The organism is Lysobacter sp. SCRH-1R, assembly GCF_057747855.1.
Map to the genome: position 1 here is coordinate 3,603,620 of NZ_CM173227.1, position 19,407 is coordinate 3,623,026.

At 68.1% G+C, this 19,407-nt stretch carries 21 protein-coding genes; 13 read left to right on the top strand and 8 right to left on the bottom strand.

Translation table 11 applies throughout. The features are described from left to right. Window positions 1-50 precede the first annotated feature (50 nt). From AC3ANK_RS16500 to AC3ANK_RS16510, 3 genes are read left to right on the top strand one after another with little or no spacing between them, the layout of a single operon-like run. Window positions 51-1,004: a SphA family protein gene (locus AC3ANK_RS16500; RefSeq protein ID WP_484171536.1), complete on the top strand. Its 954-nt coding sequence runs from the start codon at window positions 51-53 to the stop codon at window positions 1,002-1,004. A 20-nt stretch (window positions 1,005-1,024) separates the two neighbouring features. Beyond that, complete coding sequence (locus AC3ANK_RS16505) at window positions 1,025-1,825, top strand: transporter (protein WP_242525303.1); 801 nt, start codon at window positions 1,025-1,027, stop codon at window positions 1,823-1,825. After that, window positions 1,825-2,304, top strand: coding sequence for a hypothetical protein (locus AC3ANK_RS16510; protein WP_206862229.1), 480 nt, complete (start codon window positions 1,825-1,827; stop codon window positions 2,302-2,304). Before AC3ANK_RS16505 ends, AC3ANK_RS16510 begins: the two co-directional genes overlap by 1 nt. A gap of 6 nt (window positions 2,305-2,310) precedes the next feature. On the opposite strand, the gene AC3ANK_RS16515 is transcribed toward AC3ANK_RS16510, so the two are convergent. Beyond that, a complete protein-coding gene (locus tag AC3ANK_RS16515; protein ID WP_206862230.1) occupies window positions 2,311-2,781 on the bottom strand; it encodes a low affinity iron permease family protein in 471 nt (156 codons plus the stop codon). A gap of 165 nt (window positions 2,782-2,946) precedes the next feature. Between AC3ANK_RS16515 and AC3ANK_RS16520 the strand changes: the two genes are divergently transcribed. From AC3ANK_RS16520 to AC3ANK_RS16530, 3 genes are read left to right on the top strand one after another with little or no spacing between them, the layout of a single operon-like run. Then, window positions 2,947-3,135 carry a hypothetical protein gene (locus tag AC3ANK_RS16520; RefSeq protein ID WP_206862231.1) on the top strand — a complete coding sequence of 63 codons (189 nt, stop codon included), beginning with the start codon at window positions 2,947-2,949 and terminating at the stop codon, window positions 3,133-3,135. Between the two features lie 8 nt (window positions 3,136-3,143). Beyond that, window positions 3,144-4,313, top strand: a complete 1,170-nt coding sequence (locus tag AC3ANK_RS16525; RefSeq protein WP_206862232.1) for a DUF3182 family protein — start codon at window positions 3,144-3,146, stop codon at window positions 4,311-4,313. Continuing rightward, window positions 4,303-5,100 (top strand): alpha/beta hydrolase family protein, encoded by a 798-nt coding sequence (locus tag AC3ANK_RS16530; RefSeq protein ID WP_242525304.1) that lies wholly within the window; start codon window positions 4,303-4,305, stop codon window positions 5,098-5,100. Before AC3ANK_RS16525 ends, AC3ANK_RS16530 begins: the two co-directional genes overlap by 11 nt. Window positions 5,101-5,562: 462 nt before the next feature. Here AC3ANK_RS16530 and AC3ANK_RS16535 read toward each other — a convergent pair whose 3' ends face one another. The 3 genes from AC3ANK_RS16535 to AC3ANK_RS16545 all read right to left on the bottom strand — a co-directional run bounded on the left by AC3ANK_RS16535 (window position 5,563) and on the right by AC3ANK_RS16545 (window position 8,096). Then, window positions 5,563-6,564, bottom strand: coding sequence for an SDR family oxidoreductase (locus tag AC3ANK_RS16535; protein WP_206862234.1), 1,002 nt, complete (start codon window positions 6,562-6,564; stop codon window positions 5,563-5,565). Between the two features lie 91 nt (window positions 6,565-6,655). Next, the gene (locus AC3ANK_RS16540; RefSeq protein WP_206862235.1) at window positions 6,656-7,021 is read right to left on the bottom strand and encodes a BON domain-containing protein; all 366 of its coding nucleotides are present in this window, start codon (window positions 7,019-7,021) and stop codon (window positions 6,656-6,658) included. A 139-nt stretch (window positions 7,022-7,160) separates the two neighbouring features. After that, complete coding sequence (locus AC3ANK_RS16545) at window positions 7,161-8,096, bottom strand: S41 family peptidase (protein WP_206862236.1); 936 nt, start codon at window positions 8,094-8,096, stop codon at window positions 7,161-7,163. Between the two features lie 93 nt (window positions 8,097-8,189). Between AC3ANK_RS16545 and queD the strand changes: the two genes are divergently transcribed. Next, window positions 8,190-8,543, top strand: a complete 354-nt coding sequence (queD, locus tag AC3ANK_RS16550; protein ID WP_206862237.1) for a 6-carboxytetrahydropterin synthase QueD — start codon at window positions 8,190-8,192, stop codon at window positions 8,541-8,543. A 36-nt stretch (window positions 8,544-8,579) separates the two neighbouring features. Here queD and AC3ANK_RS16555 read toward each other — a convergent pair whose 3' ends face one another. Further along, window positions 8,580-10,853 carry a patatin-like phospholipase family protein gene (locus AC3ANK_RS16555; RefSeq protein ID WP_206862238.1) on the bottom strand — a complete coding sequence of 758 codons (2,274 nt, stop codon included), beginning with the start codon at window positions 10,851-10,853 and terminating at the stop codon, window positions 8,580-8,582. A gap of 185 nt (window positions 10,854-11,038) precedes the next feature. On the opposite strand from AC3ANK_RS16555, the gene AC3ANK_RS16560 reads away from it, so the two are divergent. The 4 genes from AC3ANK_RS16560 to yiaA all read left to right on the top strand — a co-directional run bounded on the left by AC3ANK_RS16560 (window position 11,039) and on the right by yiaA (window position 13,116). Then, window positions 11,039-11,449 carry a phasin family protein gene (locus tag AC3ANK_RS16560; protein ID WP_484171537.1) on the top strand — a complete coding sequence of 137 codons (411 nt, stop codon included), beginning with the start codon at window positions 11,039-11,041 and terminating at the stop codon, window positions 11,447-11,449. A 183-nt stretch (window positions 11,450-11,632) separates the two neighbouring features. Further along, complete coding sequence (locus tag AC3ANK_RS16565; RefSeq protein WP_206862240.1) at window positions 11,633-12,013, top strand: DUF2384 domain-containing protein; 381 nt, start codon at window positions 11,633-11,635, stop codon at window positions 12,011-12,013. After that, on the top strand, window positions 12,010-12,558 hold the full coding sequence (locus AC3ANK_RS16570) for an RES family NAD+ phosphorylase (RefSeq protein ID WP_206862241.1): 549 nt from the start codon (window positions 12,010-12,012) through the stop codon (window positions 12,556-12,558). Before AC3ANK_RS16565 ends, AC3ANK_RS16570 begins: the two co-directional genes overlap by 4 nt. Before the next feature lie 138 nt (window positions 12,559-12,696). Then, window positions 12,697-13,116, top strand: a complete 420-nt coding sequence (yiaA, locus tag AC3ANK_RS16575) for an inner membrane protein YiaA (RefSeq protein ID WP_206862242.1) — start codon at window positions 12,697-12,699, stop codon at window positions 13,114-13,116. Window positions 13,117-13,171: 55 nt separating this feature from the next. Here yiaA and AC3ANK_RS16580 read toward each other — a convergent pair whose 3' ends face one another. The 3 genes from AC3ANK_RS16580 to bioD all read right to left on the bottom strand — a co-directional run bounded on the left by AC3ANK_RS16580 (window position 13,172) and on the right by bioD (window position 18,363). Continuing rightward, complete coding sequence (locus tag AC3ANK_RS16580) at window positions 13,172-16,342, bottom strand: efflux RND transporter permease subunit (protein ID WP_206862243.1); 3,171 nt, start codon at window positions 16,340-16,342, stop codon at window positions 13,172-13,174. Between the two features lie 9 nt (window positions 16,343-16,351). Beyond that, window positions 16,352-17,572, bottom strand: a complete 1,221-nt coding sequence (locus AC3ANK_RS16585; RefSeq protein ID WP_206862244.1) for an efflux RND transporter periplasmic adaptor subunit — start codon at window positions 17,570-17,572, stop codon at window positions 16,352-16,354. Window positions 17,573-17,694: 122 nt separating this feature from the next. Next, window positions 17,695-18,363 (bottom strand): dethiobiotin synthase, encoded by a 669-nt coding sequence (bioD, locus tag AC3ANK_RS16590; protein ID WP_206862245.1) that lies wholly within the window; start codon window positions 18,361-18,363, stop codon window positions 17,695-17,697. A gap of 84 nt (window positions 18,364-18,447) precedes the next feature. Here bioD and AC3ANK_RS16595 point away from each other — a divergent pair, with 84 nt between their 5' ends. Both AC3ANK_RS16595 and AC3ANK_RS16600 read left to right on the top strand, forming a co-directional pair. Beyond that, window positions 18,448-18,933: a GAF domain-containing protein gene (locus AC3ANK_RS16595; protein ID WP_206862246.1), complete on the top strand. Its 486-nt coding sequence runs from the start codon at window positions 18,448-18,450 to the stop codon at window positions 18,931-18,933. After that, window positions 18,930-19,301 carry a TfoX/Sxy family protein gene (locus tag AC3ANK_RS16600; protein WP_206862247.1) on the top strand — a complete coding sequence of 124 codons (372 nt, stop codon included), beginning with the start codon at window positions 18,930-18,932 and terminating at the stop codon, window positions 19,299-19,301. The genes AC3ANK_RS16595 and AC3ANK_RS16600 overlap by 4 nt, the downstream gene beginning before the upstream one ends. Window positions 19,302-19,407: the final 106 nt, after the last annotated feature.

Genomic DNA, 19,407 nt, shown 5'->3' on the forward strand with positions numbered 1-19,407 from the left:
CGGAAGACGCTTCGAAAAAGCGAGCGTGAACTCGTCATGGAGAGAGAACGATGAACGCCCGACATCTGCTCGTGTCCGGCCTCGCGTTGTCGTGCGCCGCGCTCGCCATGCCTGTGCACGCCACCGAAGGCGCGCTGGGCCGCACCATCACCGGCACGTCCGTGCAGTCCTTCGCCGGCGTCGTGCCGCCGACGCCGGGCTTCAACGCGGCGGTCGGCTATGTCCACTACTCGGGTGAGATCGGCGGCGCCCGCGAAGTGCCGGTGAACAACCTGCTGACGCTGGGCCTGGACGCGGACTTCGACATGCTCAGCATCACCGGCCTGTACGTGTGGGACACCGGCGAGGGCCGCTGGAACTTCGCCTCGATGGCGACGTTGCCGTTCGCCACCGTCGACGTGACCGCCGACGTTTCGATCGGCCCGCTCACCGGCGAGGTGAAGGACAAGGCCGACTGGGACGTGTTCGATCCCTTCTTCGCCCCGCTCATCGCCGGCTATCACTTCGACCAGACGCGGCACCTGAGCCTTGCGCTCTATATCTACACCGACTGGGGCAGCTACGACCCGGACCGGCTGGCGAACCTGAGCCTCAACAACTGGACCTACTCGCCCACGGTCGGCTACACGCAGCTGATGCAGAAAGGCACGCTGGAATTCACCACGGTGGCCGCCGTCGATTTCTACACGAAGAACGACGCCACCGATTACAAGAACGGCGCCGTCTTCCGCATGGACTCGATGCTGGTCAAGCGCTTCGCCAACGGCTGGGGCGTGGGCGGCATCGGCGGCTGGATCGAACAGCTGGAAGACGACGAAGGCCCCGTGGCCGACCGCCTCAACGGCTTCAAGGGCCATTCGCTCGCGCTGGGGCCGATCGTCAATTACTCGAAGAAATGGGACGGCGGCCAGGTCGAATTCGCCGCACGCTGGTTGAAGGAATTCGACGTCAAGCGTCGCCTGGAAGGCGATCCGCTGATGGTGACCGCAACCGTGGCGTTCTGACCGTACAGGGAGTTTCGTACATGCGACACATCCGCCCGCTTCTCTTCGCCTTCGCAATCGTCCTCGCCGCACCCGTCGCGTCCGCCCAGGAAAGCGCCGACGAACTGGCGAAGAAGCTGTCCAATCCCGTCGCATCGATGATCAGCATCCCGCTGCAGTACAACGCCGACTTCGGCTACGGCAGCGAGGACGGAACGAAGCAGACGTTGAACATCCAGCCGGTCATTCCCGCGTCGATCTCGCAGGACTGGAACCTGATCACGCGCGTCATCATGCCCGTGATCTACCAGGAGGACATCGCGGGGAATTCCGGCAGCCAGTTCGGCGTAGGCAACGTCACGCCCACGTTCTTCTTCTCACCCAAGCAACCCACCGCGGGCGGTGTGACGTGGGGGATCGGACCGGTGTTCCTCCTGCCCACTGCCAGCAACGACATGCTGGGCGTCGACGAATGGGGCGCCGGGCCCAGCGTGCTGGTGCTGCGGCAAGGCAGGCACTGGACGGTCGGCACGCTCGCCAACCACATCTGGTCCTTAGGCGGTTCCGCCAACGATCCCGACATCAGCAACACCTTCCTGCAGCCGTTCTTCGCGCGTCAGTTCCCGGGTGGCCGCACGCTCACGTTCAACTCCGAATCCACCTACGACTGGGAAAACCAGCAGTGGACGGTGCCGATCAACGTCGTCTACTCGAAAGTCACGCGCATCGGCAGCCAGACACTGAGCTTCGCCGGAGGTCTGCGCGGTTACGCCGACTCGCCGCGCGGCGGACCCGACTGGGGCGTGCGCCTGGTCGTCACCTTCCTCGTGCCGGAGCACTGATGCGCCGCCGCCTGGCGAGGGTGGGCGCGCTGCTTCTTGCGTGCACGCTGACCTGCGGCATGGCGATGGCGCAAACGCAAGCGGATGCCGCCGTGCCTGCGCAGGACGGGAAGCCCGGCATGCGCGCCCTGCTGCACGATCCGAAGGACGGCCGGTTCGCCATGTCGCGCGGGCTGCTCGATCGCAAGGGTTTCCTGCCCGCGCCGATCATCGTCAGCGATCCGGCAGTGGGTTATGGCGGCGGATTGGCGCTGACGTTCTTCCATCGCCCCGCCGGCGGGCGCGCTGGTCGGCTTTCTCCGCGCCGGCCGCACCTGGGCCGCCACAACGATTTCGGCGAAGCGCCGAGCCAGGTCGCGAAAGACGCCGGCGTGCGCTACAAGATCGCCAGCGTGCTCGGCCTCTACACCGGCGTCGATTACGCATGGGGACCGGAGGACGAGACGTTCTACATCCAGGTCGGCAGCGCCTGGCGCTGAAGGCGTTCAGTCCTTCTCCGGCTCGTCGACCGAATCGGCGCGCCGCATCTCGCGTTCGGCCGAACGCGCCTTGCGCTCGTGTTCCCGCGCGACCGGATCTCGCTGCCGCGCCAGGCTCTGTTCGCGCGCCAGCCGGGCGAGCTGCTCGTAGCGCTCGCGCAGGCGATCGAGTTCGGCCTGGTCGAGTTCCTCCAGGTCCAGCAGCGTGTTCTCGGCCTGGCGCGTCGCGCGGATGAGCTCGTCGAGCTTGATCTGCATCGCCTCGGTGTCACGGTTCTGCGTGTTCTGGATCAGGAACACCATCAGGAACGTGACGATCGTCGTTCCCGTGTTGATGATCAGCTGCCAGGTGTCGCTGAACCCGAACATCGGCCCGCTCACCAACCACGCGATCACGATCAGCGCCGCCAGCCCGAAACACGACGCGTTGCCCGTCCAGCGCGCCGCCGCCTTGGCGAACCTGCTGTGCCAGTCCATACGCGATGCCGTCGCGCGGCCGATCGCCGCGACGGAACCATCCGCCGGAGCCCCGGAAAGCCGCGTGAACAGCCACTTTCCGCGAGCTGCCGCCATCACGCCGCGTTACCCGGGCGCGGTCGTATCGTCGATGCAACCGATGCTGCCACCCCCCCGGAGGCAACCATGTCGCAGGATCGCAAGGACCCGCCGCTGAAGGACGACAAGAAGACCACGCAGGACAAGCCCGAGGACGCGCGCGAGCGCGAGAAGCGCAAACAGCACGAAAGCGAGAACCAGGATCAGGCGCTGGAGGAGACGTTCCCGGCCAGCGATCCGGTGTCGCCGTTCGTGCCGGCCAAGGCACCGGATTGACGCTCGCGATGGCGGCCGGCGGAGTCTGGACCCCCACCGCACCCGATGCCGATCGCGGCCACTGCGCCGACGGCACCGGTTGCGTGGTCGAGCTGTTACGGCGGGAACATCGCAGCGAACACGAAGCCGCCACCGGTCGCTGGATCGGCGAGCGCGTGGCGTCGCTGCTCGGATTCGCATACGGCGGCGTGCACGTGCCGGACGCGGACTACCGCGGCCCGGCGTTCTTCGTGCCCGACGTCACGCTGCTGACGCATGAGGCGCACGAACTGGGCATCGTCGGGCCGAACCAGCTGCTGGGCGGCGTGGTGCCGCACGCGTTCGTGGCGACGAAGACGATCACCCATCCGCTCGTCGACGAGCCACGCGCGAAGCCGGAAGGCTGGTCGGACGCGCTCGGCCGCGCGTTGGAGGACGTGACATTGCCCGGCTTCGCCGCATTCAGCGTGGATGACGTCGCGCGCGCGGCGAAGCGGCTGTTCGAACAGGGACTGCCGGCGCGGATCAAGCGCGCCGACGGCATCGGCGGCAGCGGCCAGTCGGTCGCGACCGAGCGCAAATCCCTCGACGCCGCGCTCGCGCAGCTCGATCCGAAGTCGCTCGCGCGGGTGGGCGCGGTGGTCGAACTCAACCTCAAACCGGTGAAAACCTACAGCGTCGGCACCGTGGCGGTCGGCTCGCATCGCGTCGCGTACTTCGGCATGCAGCGGCTCACGCGCAATCGCGACGGCGTGGCGACCTACGGCGGCTCGACGCTGGCGTGCCTGCGCGGCGACCTGAACGATCTGCTCGCGACGCTGGAAGACGAAGCCGAGCGCCGCGTGCTGCGTTGCGCGATCCGCTACGACGCGGAGGTGTCGCGCGCTTATCCGTCGTTCTTCGCCTCGCGTCGCAACTACGACGTGGCGCTCGGCGTGGATCCCTCGGGCATGCCGCGCACCGGCGTGCTCGAACAGTCCTGGCGCGTGGGCGGTGCGACGCCGGCGGAGGTCCTCGCGCTGGAGGCGATGCATCGCGATCCGCAGCTGTCGCGCGTGAACGTGTCGACGGTCGAAGTCCACGAGCTGGTGGATCCGCCACTCGGCGCGCACGTCTCGTTCCGCGCCGAAGATCCGGCGGTGGGCCCCATCACGAAGTACGCCATGCTCGACGCGCAGGACGATGCGCATGGACGTTAGCCTCGAAACCATCGAACTGGAGGTCGAGCAGGATCGCATCGGCGGCACCGTGCTCGCGCCGCCTTCGCAGCTGCCGGGCGTGCTCTTCGTGCACGGCTGGGGCGGCAGCCAGGAACACGACCTGGTGCGCGCACGCGAGGCCGCGGGCATCGGCTGCGTCTGCCTCACCTTCGACCTGCGCGGGCACGAGCGCACCGCGCGCCACTGGGAGAAGGTCAATCGACCGCAGAACCTCGCCGACCTGCTCGCCGCCTACGACTGGCTCGCCGCGCGGCCGAACGTCGACCCGGGCGCGATCGCGGTGGTCGGCATCAGTTACGGCGGCTACCTGGCCGCGCTGATGACGGCGCTGCGGCCAGTGCGCTGGCTCGCGCTGCGTTCGCCGGCGATCTACAAGGACGAGGGCTGGGAGCTGCCGAAGCTGCAGCTGCACATCGACACCGATCTCACCGCCTACCGCCAGCGCCGCATCGACTGGCGCGACAACCGCGTGCTGCGCGCGTGTGCCGACTATCGCGGCCACGCGCTGCTCGTCGCCGCCGAGCACGACACGGTGGTGCCGCATCCGGTGATCGACAACTACGCCAACGCGCTGCACGACACGCGCTCGCTGACGCGGCGCGTGATCGAGGGCGCCGACCATGCGTTTTCGCAGAAGCCGGCGCAGAAGGCGTACACGGCGATCCTGATCAAGTGGCTGGCGGAGATGATCATGGGCGCGCGCGAGGAGGCGGCGGTGGCGCGGCTGCGGGAGCGGCAGGTGGTGGAGGAGGATGTGGCGGGGTGAGGGATTGCTGTGTTCTTGCGCGGACGGGTTGGCGAGGCGCTGTGCGGACGCTTCCTGTCGTTCAGTCCCACTCGTGGTGGTCCCGCCTACTCACGATGATCTCGCCTACTCACGGACATCCGCCGGCTCACCGTCGTCCCCGCGAAGGCCGGGATCCAGCCCGTAGCGCATGGGTGTCGCGTATGGGACGAGTGCTTCGTCATGCCTGCCTTCGCGACGAGCAGAAGCGAAAGCGCCACTCCGAGCCGCCGCACCGCTGCCATCCATGGCGCAACACTTCAACCTATGGATGGCCCTGCCCAGCCATCCATGGCCGGTCGTTCGGCAGGCCACGCGGCAGTGCCGTTGGCACGGGTTCCGGGATCGCTGCCATTCCTGGCGGGACGTTGCGCGCGTCGGATCGCCCTGCCCGGCCGGTCCTTCGCGGGCCGCGCGCGCCAGTGGCGCGCAAGCGCGGCCCGTTCAGCCATACGGCCCGCCCATCACCGGCAACACAATCCCGTTGATGTAAGACGAACACACCGGCGAAGCCAGGAACACATACGCCGGCGAAATCTCCTCCGGCTGCGCGGGACGGCCCATGTCGCTCGACTCGCCGAACTTCGCCACGTCCTCCGCCGAGCGGTCGGCCGGATTCAACGGCGTCCACACCGGCCCCGGTGCGACCGCGTTCACGCGGATGCCCCGCTCGAGCAGGCTGCTCGCCAGCGATTTGGTGAAAGCGTGGATCGCGCCCTTCGTCGCCGAGTAGTCGAGCAGTTGCTTTGAGCCGAACAGCCCCGTTTCCGAACCCGAGTTGAGGATGCAGCCGCCGCGCGGGAGATGCTTGAGCGCGGCGCGCGCCATGTGGAAATAGCCGGCGATGTTGGTCTGCAGGGTTTCCTGCAGGTGCTCGTCGGTGAGGTCTTCCAGCGACGGCGTATGCATCTGGAAGGCCGCGTTGTTGACCAGGATGTCGAGCTTGCCGAACGCCTGCACCGTCGCGGCCACCGCGCTGTCGCAGAACCGGGAGTCCTTCACGTCGCCCGGGATGACCAGGCAGCGGCGGCCCTCGTTCTCGACCGCCGCGCGGGTCTGCTCGGCATCCTCGTGTTCGTTGAGGTAGACGATCGCCACGTCCGCGCCCTCGCGCGCGAACAGCACCGCCACCGCACGGCCAATGCCCGAATCGCCGCCGGTGACGATCGCGACCTTGTCCTGCAGCTTGCCGCTGCCTTGGTAATCGGGCGCTTCGAATCGCGGGCGCGGATCGAGCTGGTGTTCGTGCCCGGGTTTCTTCTGGTGCTGCTCGGGCAGCGGATTCTCCGGCTGCCGGCGCGTGCCGGCCTGCACGGGCGGTTTCTTCGCCTCGGCCTTCTTCGCCGGCGGCTTCTTTGCCTCCTTCGCCTCGACATGGGCCTGGATCGCCTGCTGCTTCGCGGCGGTGCCGTTCGCCTTCGACGTGGGTTTCTTCTCTTTCGCCATGGTTGCGTCCTCCTCGCGGCGGCGACAAAACGCCCGGGTGCGGACACCCGGGCGTTCGTCGCCCGCATGGCCCTCGCGGGCCGCTCCACCCTTACCGGTCGCCGCCCTTGGCGACGCTCAGCGCCTTCGCATCGACGCTCTTGACGCCCTTGATGTTCTTGGCGACGGCGATCGCCTTGTCGTGCTGCGCCTTGGTGTCGACGCTGCCGGACAGCTTCACCACGCCGTTGGTGGTGTCGACGTCGATCGTGGTGCCCGGCACGTCGGAGGTCGCCATCAGGTCGGCCTTCACCTTGGTGGTGATCCAGGTGTCGTTGACCGGTTGGGCCGAATCGCCTTCCTCTTCGACCTCGGTCTGGCCGCGATCCTGCGCCATCGTGGCCATCGGCACCGCGGCGATCATCGCCGCCGCGCCGAACACGGCGGCGAACAGCTTCGTATTCGTACGGATCTTCATGTCGTGGCTCCGTTGAAGGTGCCGACAGCTTTCTAGGTGAATCCGTATCCCTGCGTGAAATCGCCGATATCGCCCGCTTCGCGCGGGGCTTGCGTTCACCGTTGCGAATCCGGCGTGTACGCGTGCGGCTTTCGCGCGATCACCGCGCGCGTGCGAGGCGGAGCGCGGCGTCGAGTGCGTCGGCGGAAATCGCGGCGACGTCCGGCGCGACGCCGGTCGCTTCCCAGTTCGTGCGCGTGATCGGGTTCACCGGCGAACCGTCGGAGACGAACACGGTGAAGCCCTCGCCCACGTCGATCATCGCGCCGGGGTTCGCCGCGCCGGCGCTGCGCTCGCCGACGATCGTCGCGCGCTTCGCGTTCTGGAGGGTGTAGGCGAACGACTCGGCCGCCGATCCGGTGCCGCCATCGACCAGCACGTACAGCGGCACCTGCGTGCGCGGCGTCGCGTACGGAATCGCCGGCGCTTCGCTCATCGTGCGCGTGCGCGTGTGGAAGGTGTTGTAGACGTCGGCGCCCGGCGCGAGGAACGCGCTGGCGAGGTAACCGACCATGCTCGGCGATCCGCCGCGGCAGCCGCGCAGGTCGACGATCATCGCCCGCGATCCCGAGAGCTTCGCGAGCGCGTCGTCGATCGCGCGACGCGCCGGCGCGTCCGCATCGTCGAACTCGAAATGTGCGAACTGGTCCAGGCGGAGATGACCGACCTCGCCCGGCAACATTTCCACCTTGGCGATGCCGTGGTTCGCCGGTGCCTGCGGAGGACGACGCGGGCCCACGGGCACGCGGGGCGGCGACGCATCGCCGTCCCAGCGCACGCGGAAGTGGCGGTCGAGCGGTCGCAACCGCGCGGTCAGCGCGTCGGCCAGGGCCTGCGGCTGGAGCGTGTCGAAGGTGCCGGTGTCGGCGTCGCGGCGCAGGTCGTCGGCGATGGTCTTCCCGCGCGCGGGATCGAAATAGTTCGCGGCGATCGCGTCGGCCACCGCGTCGACCCGGTCGCGCGGGGCCGGCGCGGCATGGGCGGCGAAAACGGTCAGCAGCAGGGCGACGGCGGCGGTGCGGAGCAGCTTCGGCATGGCGGGAATCCCGATGGGGTTTCACGTCTGGATGCCGACAGCGCCGAGACCGTCGCACCGCCCCGGCGACGGCGCGGCGGTACACTGGCGCGCATGAAGATCTTCAAGGCATTCACGCTCGAAGCCGCGCACCGGCTGCCCAACGTCCCCGAGGGCCACAAGTGCGCGCGCCTGCACGGGCACAGCTTCCGCATCGAGATCCACGTCGAGGGCGAGATCGACCCGCACCTGGGCTGGGTCATGGATTTCGCCGACCTCAAGGCGGCCTTCAAGCCGCTGTACGACCGGCTCGACCACCACTACCTCAACGACATCGAAGGCCTGGAAAACCCTACCAGCGAAGTCCTGGCCAAATGGATCTGGGACCGCCTTAAGCCGTCCCTGCCGCTGCTGTCGGAAGTGGTCGTGCACGAGACCTGCACGTCGGGCTGCCACTACAAGGCCTGATGCTTCGGCGAGCGCGGCCGGGCGCGCTCGCGAACCTCACTTCACCTGAGGACGCAGCAGCGATCCGAACGTGAGGTACCAGGAACTCTCGCCTTCGTCGTTCCCGCCGTAAGCCAGGAACATCGGCCCCAGCGGCGTGCTGAAACCGATGAAGAGGCTGCCGGCGAGGATCAGGTCGTCCGCGTCCACGTCGTCCTTGATGGCCCATGCGTTGCCCGTCTCCACGCTCGCGCCGACGAACATCGGCAGCGAGAACAACCGGCTCGTGTTGCCGGTGCGCCGGTACATCACTGCCCGAGCGAGGGCGGTCTGCGTGCCGAACAGCGCGCGCTCGTCGAAACCCGACAGGTTGAGGAAGCCGCCGAGGAAACCCTGCGTCTGGAAGAAGCTGTCCTCCTCCAGCGCGCTGCTCAGGTTCGCGCCGAGCAGCAGGTGGTAGCGGCCCCACGCCTGCGCCCAGTCCGCGGTGAGCCGCGCGACGTCTCCTTCGACGTTGGCGCCGGCAACGTCGTGGTACGTCTCCAGGTCCGCGCTCACGCGCAGGCCGCGCGTGGGGAAGTTGATGTTGTCCAGCGTGTCCCAGGTCGCGTTGTAGAAGACGCCGGCGTATTTCTCCTTGTTGCCGGTGAAATCGCTGGGATTGCCGATCAGCAGGTCGCCCCGGTCGCGACCGCGCACCAGCGCGGCGCTGATGCGCCATTCCGGCTGCGGCGTGTAGCCGGCTTCCACCGCCATCTGGCGACGGTTGATGCGGAACTCGGCGAGCTGGTCGCCGCCGGCCCAAAGGGGGAAGGATTCGTTGCGCAGCTCCAGCGATGGCTTCATGTAGAACGCGCCGGTCCGGCCGAACGGCTGGTAGAACTCCGACAGCAGGCCGGTGATGCGCCCCAGCCGCATCACGTTGCGCCACTCCGCGCCGAGCGTGTTGACGTCGCTGAAGGTCAGTTCGGCCGACACCATGTAGTTGTTGCGGCCGTTGAAGTTGTCGTCGAGCTGGAAGCCGAGCCTGCCGAACGCCGACCACGGTTTCTCCGCCGGGATGATCTCCAGTCCGGGCTGGCCGTCGCGTTCGACCAGGCGGTAATCGATCTGCTGGAAGCGCCCGTCGCCGTAGGCCGTACCGATGTCCTGCTCCAGCCGCTCCGCATCGAAGGGCTGGCCGACGTTCTGCACCACCGCACGCTCGACCTCGCGCGTCGCCGACGGCGAACGGCCTTCGACGATGTCGAGGAACGCGACGAGTTTCGGATCGAACTCGCGCTTGCGCTGGCGTTCGCGATACGCGGCGTAGGTCGCTTCGTCCACGGACAGCGCGCGCAGCCGCGGCAGCGCCGCTTCGGCGGCGCGTTCGCCGATCGCGATGGCTTCGTCGCCGCGGTTGAATTCCGCGGCGGTGATGTCGCCCAGCTCGGGGCGGATCAGCACGTCCTCCGGCCGCAGCGTGGCGAGCGTCGCCTCGGTCTTCTCGGTCATCAGCGCCGAGATCATCTGGTCCATGATCACCAGCGGATTGGTCAGCGCGTCTTCCTTGTGCAACGGCGAGCCGACGTCGACGACGATCAGGCGATCGGCGCCCATCTGGCGCACGACGTCCACCGGCACGTTGTCGACCATGCCGCCGTCGACCAGCAGGCGGTCGCCCACGCGCACCGGCGCGAACGCGCCCGGCACCGACATGCTCGAACGGATCGCCAGCGCGAGGTCGCCGTCGGCGAACACCACCTTGTCGCCGTTGATGATGTCGGCCGCGACGGCGCGGAACGGGATCGGCAGCTGGTCGAAGTTCTGCACGTCCCAGGTGGAAATCGTCAGCCGGCGCATCAGCATCAGCAGCTTCTGTCCCTGCACGATGCCGACCGGCAGCACGACGCGGCCATCGACGTAGCCGATCTCCAGGTCGAGCAGGTAACGGAAGTCGGCGTCCTTGCGGCGCATCGGCTGGCCGGGGCGCGGCGGGTCGTCGACGAACATGTCGGCCCAGTCGATGGTGCGGATCAGGTCCTCCATCTCGGCCGGCGTGTAGCCGGTGGCGTACAGGCCGCCGACGATCGAACCCATGCTGGTGCCGGCGACCTTGCACACGGGGATGCGCTCGCGTTCGAGCACCTTCAGCACGCCGATGTGGGCCGAACCGCGCGCGCCGCCGCCGCCGAGGACGAGGCCCACGCAGGGCGGTCCGCCGCTCGCCGCGGGCGTCTGGGCCGCGACGGGGAACGCGAACGCGCCCGACAGGGCGGTGCCGAGCAATGCCAGCCGGACCAGCCCCTTCAAGCGACGCAGGATCGTGGGGCGGTCGGGGGCGTCGATCATCGTCCGGTCATCCTGTTAGGCGATCTTTGCGTCGGCCGAGCCCGCCGCAGCGCGATTCTGCCATCCCGGCTCCACCGCCCCAATTGGCCCTGAATCCAATCCGGCGGCTTGTTGCACCGCAACAAGACCCGCGCTATGCTGCACCGCACAATCCGACCTCCCTCCCGGATTGCCAGGAGATCGCCATGTACCAGCCGTTCAACGAACAGTTCGCCGCCGCGACGCGCCAGTTCGCGGACGCTGCCGCACAGGTCAACCGCCTGGCCCTCGACAACGCCGAGGCCGTGTTCGGCCTGCAACTGTCGGCGATCGAGGATCGCGTGAACGCCACCTTCGCCTTCCTCGGCGAGGCGGCCGAAGTGCGCGATTTCGACTCCTTCAAGACCCTGTGGCCCAAGGGCGCGCAGGTCGCCCGCGAGAACCTCGAGCGCGGCATCGCCACCGGCCAGGAAGTCTTCGGCCGCAGCCTGAAGGCCCACGGCGCGATCACCGAACTGGCCAAGTCGCAGTTCGAATCGGCCGCGCGCGGCGTCCAGGGCGAGGTCAAGAAGACCGTGAAGGCCGCCGGCGCCGGCTCGAAGCCGAGCGTCAAGTAAACAGGGCACGACCCGACTTTCTCTCTCCTTTTAGCGTTTCTTTTTCCGATCGACTCCGCCATCCCCTCCCGGCGGAATGGAAGCCCGGCAGCCTGTGCTGCCGGGTTTTTTCTTTATCGGGCGACAGTGGAATATGGTGCATATTTCGTGCATAGTACGTGCACGTATCGACCGGAGTTCCCCATGAACGCCGTCATGAAGCCAGTCGCCAGCCTTGCAGAAGCCCTGCGCGAACCGGAGCAGGTCTATCTCTCGCCGCGCCGCATCGGCGACGCGCTGGGCCTGCAGATCCAGAGCCTGGCCGAGCGCGCCCGGGTCAGCCGCAACACGCCGACCGCGCGCCCGCAGAACGAACATCTCCAGCAATACCTGCGCGACGTCGTGCGCGTGCTCGCCGCCGCCGAGGACGCGGCCGGCGGCGATCGCACGCGCGCGATCTTCTGGTTCATGAACGACCCGCTGCCCGAATTCGATTACCTCACCGCCGACGCGCTGGTGCAGGCCGGCAAGGCGCAGGTCGTGATCGACTACATCGAATCGGTCGCTGGCGGCGCCACCGGATGATCCTGCGCGAACTGGGCGATGGCGACGCGCTGTATCGCGTCATCGTCCCGCGCTGGTCGCACGCGCCGACCTCCGGCGCAGGCGCCGCGCGCAAGGGCGGGCGCTTCAACCGCCCGGGGCTGGAAGCGCTCTACCTCTCGAAGGACATCGCCACCGCGCTGGAGGAATACCGCCAGCACGAACTGCTGCTGCCGCCGGGCACGCTGGTGACCTTCATCGTCGGTCCGCTGATGGTGGTGGATTTCTCGCACGGTTTCGACAGCGGGCGCTGGGAGCCGATCTGGTCCGAGTACGCCTGCAACTGGCGCCGCCTCGCGTTCGACGAACGCATCGAACCGCCGAGCTGGGTGCTGGGCGATCTCGCGCTCGATGCCGGCGCGGCGGGCATCCTCTTCCCCTCCGCCGCGCATGCGGGCGGCACCAACCTGGTGTTGTTCAACTCCAGCCAGCTGCCGGCGCGGATGTTGCGCGTGCACGATCCGGACGGGCATCTGCCGGAGGATGCGCGCTCCTGGCGCGAAGCCGATCGCGACGCACGCGACTGACGCGCGCCGCACCAGGTCCAGCGCGCGGCGCAGAATTTTTCGGCTTTCCAATCCCTCCCGTGCACTGCACGGTGTCGTCGCGTCCGATTCGCGGGCGTGAACCTTCGTGCATCGCACGCAACGACAAGGACGGAATCGATGGATAACCGCAAACCTTCCAACGCCTTCATGGGCGCTTCGTGGTCGGCCCTTCTGCTCGGCGTCAGCGCATTCCTCATCGGCCTGTGGAACGCCACCATGGGGCTGAGCGAAAAGGGCTACTACTTCACCGTGCTGATGTACGGCCTCTTCTCCGCCATCTCGATCCAGAAGAGCGTGCGCGACCGTGCCCAGGGGATTCCGGTGACGAATCTCTACTACGCGCTGTCATGGTTCTCGATCCTGCTGGCGCTGGCCCTGCTCGTCGTCGGCCTGTCGAACGCGATCGACCTGACGCTCAGCGAGAAGGGCTTCTACGGCATGGCCTTCGCGCTGAGCCTGTTCGCCGCGATCGCGGTGCAGAAGAACACGCGCGATCTCGCGTCCATCCGCGACCCGGAGCGACGCCTGCAGCAATGAGGCAAAGAAAAAGCCCGCCATCCGGCGGGCTTTTTCCTGGTGCGGGCGACGCGCGTCAGGTCGCAGGACGCGGTGTCGGTTCCTCGTCCTCGTCGCGTTCGAGCACCGGCTTCTCGTCCATCTTGTCGCCCAGCAGGCGACGCACCGCGACGTAGAACACCGGGATCAGCAGCAGGCCGAGGAAGGTCGCGAAGATCATGCCGCCGATCACGCCGGTACCGATCGCGTGACGCGAGTTGGCGCCGGCGCCGCTGGAAATCGCCAGCGGGAACACGCCCATGATGAAGGCGAACGACGTCATCAGGATCGGGCGGAAACGCAGGTGCGCCGCTTCGATCGTCGCCTCGCGCAGCGTCTTGCCGTGCTGGCGCTGCTCGATGGCGAACTCCACGATCAGGATCGCGTTCTTGGCGGCAAGGCCAATCACCGTGATCAGGCCGATCTTGAAGTAGATGTCGTTCGGCAGGCCGCGCAGCAGCGAGAACAGCACCGCGCCGAGCGCGCCCAGCGGCACGACCAGCAGCACCGCGACCGGCACCGACCAGCTTTCGTACAGCGCCGCGAGGCACAGGAACACCACCAGGATCGACAGCGCGAGCAGCGCCGGCGCCTGGTTGCCCGACAGGATTTCCTGGTACGACTGGCCCGTCCAGTCGTAGCCGAAGCCCTGCGGCAGGTCGTTCTCGACGATGTTCTGCATCGCGGTCATCGCCTCGCCCGAGCTGTGGCCCGGCGCCTGCGAACCGACGATTTCCACCGCGGCGTAACCGTTGTAACGCGTGAGCGACGGCGACGCGGTGATCCAGTGGCTGCGCACGACGTTCGACAGCGGCACCATCGACGCGGCCTCGCCCTCGGCCGGCTGCGTGAGCGGGCTGGGCGTGTAGAAGCGCGCGAGCGATTCCGGACCGGTGCGGTACGGCGCATCGGCCTGCATGGTCACGCGCTTCACGCGGCCTTCGTCGACGAAGTCGTTGACGTACACCGGCGCCAGCATCAGCTGGATCGCGCTGTAGATGTCGCCCACCGACAAGCCCATCGACTGTGCCTGCACGCGGTCGACGTCCAGCCGCAGCTGCGGCGACTCTTCCAGCTGGTTCGGACGCACCGCCGTCAGCGCCTGGTTCTGCGCGGCCTTGCCGAGCAGCACGTTGCGCGCTTCGGTCAGGGCTTCGCGTCCCTGGCCGCTGCGGTCCTGCAGGTACATGTCGAAGCCGCCGAACTGGCCCAGGCCCGACACCGTCGGCAGGTTGATCACGAAGATCTGCGCGTCGCGGATGCCGAACAGCGCCATGTTCGCCTTCTGGATGAACTCGGCGGCGGTGACGTCGCGGTCGTCCCACGGCTTGAGGCGGATGAACGCGATGCCCACGTTCTCGCCCTGGCCCACGAAGCTGAAGCCGGCGACGGTGAAGATGCCGTCGAACGCCTCGTCCTTCTCCATCGTCTGGCGCACCTGGTCCAGCACGGCGTTGGTGCGGTTGATGGTCGCGCCCGGCGGCAGGTTGATCAGCGCGATGGCGTAGCCCTGATCTTCCTCGGGGAGGAAGCTGCCCGGCATGCGCGTGAACAGGAAGCCGCACAGCACCACCAGCACGCCGAACACCATCATCCAGCGCGGCGTGTGCTTGATCGCGCTGCCGATGTGGCCGACGTACGTCTTGGCGACCTTGTCGTAGTACTTGTTGAAGGTGCGGAAGACGATGTTGTCGCGGTGGTGGTCGGCGGTGGGCTTCAGCAGCGTCGCGCACAGCGCGGGCGTGAAGCCCAGCGCGAGGAACGCCGAGAAGAACATCGCCATGGCGATGGTGATGGCGAACTGCTTGTAGATCTCGCCCGCCGAACCGCCCTGGAACGCGGACGGGATGAACACCGCCGCCAGCACGACCGTGATCGCCACGACCGCGCCGCTGATCTGCGTCATCGACTTGCGCGTGGCGGCCTTCGGCGACAGGCCTTCCTCGGTCATGATGCGTTCGACGTTCTCGATCACCACGATCGCGTCGTCCACCACGATGCCGATCGCCAGCACCATGCCGAACAGGCTGAGCTGGTTGATGGTGAAGCCGATGAAGTACATCCCCAGGAACGTGCCGAGCAGCGCGATCGGGATCACCAGCGTCGGGATCAGCGTCGCCCGGAAGTTCTGCAGGAAGATAAGCATCACCAGGAAGACGAGCACGATCGCCTCGAACAGCGTCTTGATCACTTCCTTGATCGAGACGGCGACGAAGGTCGAGCTGTCGTACGGCGAGAACCAGGTCACGCCCTTGGGGAACGTGGCCTGCAGTTCGTTCATGCGCTGCGTGACGGCTTCGGCGACGCCCAGCGCGTTGGCGCCCGGCGCCAGCTGGATCGCGAAACCGGCCGCGGGCTTGCCGTCCCAGCGGCTGTCGAAGCCGTAGGAGGTGGCGCCCAGGCCGACGCGCGCGACATCGCGAAGGCGCACGGTGGTGCCGTCGGCATTGGTGCGCAGGATGATGTTGCCGAACTGCTCGGGCGTGCTGAAGCGGCCTTCGGCGGACACCGTCGCGGTGAAGCCCTGCTCGACCGGCGCGGGATCGGCGCCGATCTTGCCGGCCGCGAACTGCACGTTCTGCGAGCGGACCGCCTGCAGCACCTGCGTCGCCGACAGGCCGAAGCCGCGCAGACGATCCGGGTTCAACCAGATGTTCATCGCGTATTCGCTGCCGAACTGCTGGGTGCTGCCGACGCCCGGCACGCGCGCGATCTGGTCGAGCACGCGCGAGCCGATGATGTCGCTCAGCGCGTCGCGGTCCATCGTGTCGTCGTCGCTACGCAGCGCGACGACCTTCAGGAAGCCCGCATTCGCCTTGGCGACGACCACGCCCTGCTGGGTCACTTCGGTCGGCAGACGCGGCGTGGCGAGCGCGACCTTGTTCTGCACCTGCACCTGCGCGATGTCCGGATCGGTGCCCGGCGCGAAGGTGAGCGTGATGTTCGAGCCGCCGCTGGAGCTGGACGACGAGGAGAAGTAGACGAGGTTGTCGATGCCCGTCAGCTGCTGCTCGATGACCTGCGTGACCGCGCCTTCGGCCGTCTCGGCGCTCGCGCCGGGATACGACGCGGACACCGTCACCTGCGGCGGCGCGATGGAGGGATACGACTCGACGCCGAGGTTCAGGATCGCGAGCACGCCGCAAAGCGAGATCAGGATCGCGATGACCCAGGCGAAGACCGGGTGGTTGATGAAGAATCTGGACATGGCGGGGGATTAGTCCTTCTGGGCCGGTTCCTGACCGGCTGCCTTCTTGGCCGGCTCCTCGCCGGCGGCCTTGCCGGCCTGTCCCTGCGGAGCGCCGGGCGCGGCGGCGGCGCTGCCGGCGGCGTCCGCCGGCTTGGCCGTGGCCGGCGAACCCGGCTGCGCACGCTGCACGCCCGAGACGATGACCTGGTCGTTCGGCGCCAGGCCCTGGGTCACGACCCAGTTGCCGCCCTGCTGGCGATCGGCGCGGACGTCCTTGCGCGCGACCTTGCCGTCGGCCCCCACGACCAGCACGAACGCGCTCTTCGCGTCGCGCTGCAGGCCGGCCTGCGGGACGAGGTAGGCGTTCGGCTGCGTGCCGAGCGTCGCCTGCAGCGTCACGAAGGTGCCCGGCAGCAGGTTCTTCTCCGGATTCGGGATCAGCGCGCGCAGCGCGATCGCGCCGGTGGTCGGATCGACCACGTCGCCGGAGAAGTTCAGCTTGCCCGGATGCTCGTAGGGCGTGCCGTCCGGCAGCAGCACGGTGACAGTGGAGTCGCTCTGCGAACCGTGCGCGCGGCGGACCTGCTCCAGTTCGGACACGCTCAGCGAGAAGTTCACGTAGAGCTGGTCGATCTGGTCGACGGTCGTCAGCAATGTCGCCGTGCCCTGGCCGACGAGGGCGCCCTCGGTGACCATCTGCTGGTTCGCGCGACCGCTGATCGGCGCGGTCACCGTCGCATAACCCAGGTTGATGCGGGCGTTGGCCAGCGCGGCTTCGGCCTGCTTCACCGCGGCGCCTGCGCTGCGCTCGGCGGCGAGCGCGTTGTCGAGGTCGGACTGCGAGACGAACTTGTCCGGGGCGAGGCGACGCGCGCGGTCGGCCGCGGCCTTCGAATTGGCGTAGTTCGCCTGCGCCGAGGCGAGCGAGGCCTGCGCCTGGCCGACTTCGGCCTGCAGCGGCGCCGGGTCGATCAGGAACAGCACCTGGCCGGCCTTCACGTCGCTGCCTTCCTCATAGACGCGCCGCTGCAGCACGCCCGGGACGCGGGCGCGCACGTCGGCGCTACGGAATGCGGCCAGGCGGCCCACCAGATCCTTCTGCAACGGCACATCGCGCGGCTGCACCTTGACCACGCCGACTTCCGGCGGAGGCATGCCGCCCTGGGGCTGCTGATCCTTGCCGCCGCAGGCGGACAGTGCGAGGGCCAACGCGGCGGCGATCGCCACCGTGCGCGGGTTCTTGACCATGGGGGAAGACTCCAGTTCCTTCATTACGAGCGTCGAAGCCCGGACGGGTTCTAATTCCTATACCGCTCAGTCTAGCATTCGTCGGGAGCGGCCCATCTCCCATTGGTCACGTCTATCGGCGATCAGGCCGTTTGGAGCAAAGACCACAGCTGTGCGGGATCGGGCATGTCGCGGTACGGGAGCCGTCCCCAGCACGCCACCGGGAGCCGCTGCTTCAGCAGTTCGAAGTTGTCGTCGGCGCGGGCCATGGCCGGATCGATGTCGTTGGCGATCCAGCCCGCCAGCCGCAGCCCGTCGCGTTCGATCGCACGGGCGGTCAGGCGCGCATGGCTGATGCAGCCCAGCCGCAGCCCCACGACCATCACCACCGGCAGGTCCAGCACGCGCGCCAGGTCGGCCTGGTCCAGCGTGGCCGACAGCGGGGCGGCCCAACCGCCGACGCCTTCCACCACCACCACATCGGCCTGCGCGGACAGGCGCTCGAACGCGGACACGATGGGCGCAAGGGTAACGCGGATACCGGCGTCGCTGGCAGCCAGTTCCGGCGCCAGCGGATTGGGCAGGGCGAACGGATTCACGTCCGCATAGGCCGGCCGCGGCGAACTGGCGGCCTGCAGCGCGAGCGCGTCCTCGTTGCGCCAACCCTCCGGCGTGGCCTCGCAGCCGCTGGCGAGGGGCTTCATGCCGGCCGCCCGCAGCCCGCGTGCGCGCAACGCATGCAGCAGCGTCGCACTGGCCAGGGATTTGCCGATGCCCGTGTCGGTGCCGGTGACGAACCAGCCGCGGTTCATGCCGCCTCCCGGTTGCACGCGGCCGTGGCGACCCCATCTACGTCGGTATCTGAGGCACTATTGCGATGTGGAAACGAGGCGCTCATGTTCACCAGCGAAAGTCTAAGCGGCAGCAAGCCGGAACAGTACGAACAGCTGCTCGCGCAGGCCCGCGCGCTGGTGCACGGCGAGCGCGACCGCATCGCCAACGCGGCCAATCTGTCGGCGCTGGTCTATCACGCGCTGCCGCAGCTCAACTGGGTCGGTTTCTACTTCTTCGACGGCACCGAACTGGTGGTCGGCCCGTTCCAGGGCCTGCCGGCCTGCGTGCGCATCCCGCTCGACAAGGGCGTGTGCGGCGCGGCGGCCTCGACTCGCCAGACCCAGCGGATCGACGACGTGCACGCCTTCCCGGGCCATATCGCCTGCGATTCGGCGTCGAACTCCGAGCTGGTCGTCCCGCTGGTGTCGTCGAAGGGCGAGCTGATCGGCGTGTTCGACCTGGACAGTCCGGTTCACGATCGTTTCGACGTTGATGACCAGCACGGCCTGGAGGCGATCGCGCGGGCTTTCGTGGAGTCACTCGAATGACCAGCACCGACAAGCTGCGCAACATCGGCCCGAAGTCCGCCGCCTGGCTGCGCCAGGTCGGACTGCGCACGCGCGACGACCTCGCCGCGGTGGGCACGGTGGAAGCCTTCATGCGCGTCAAGCGCGCGGGCTTCAAGCCGACGTTGAACCTGCTGTACGCGATCGAAGGCGCGCTGCAGGACTGCCACTGGCAGGAGATTTCCGACGAACGCCGCAGCGAACTGATCCTCGCCGCCGACGCCGCCACCGCGCTGCTCCCGCCGCCGCGCTACAAGCCGGCCGCCGCGCCGGTGACCACCACGCAGATGGCACGCGAGGATTCGATGGCGATGCCGGCGTTGTTCGACGAGCCGGCGGATCGGGAGTGAGTCCGTAGCGTCACCGCCTCGGCTTCTGCTCCCTTCCCTGCTTGCAGGGAGAGTTGGGGAGGGGTGAAGCATCACCCGCGGCCCTGGAAGCAACTCGCTCCAGATC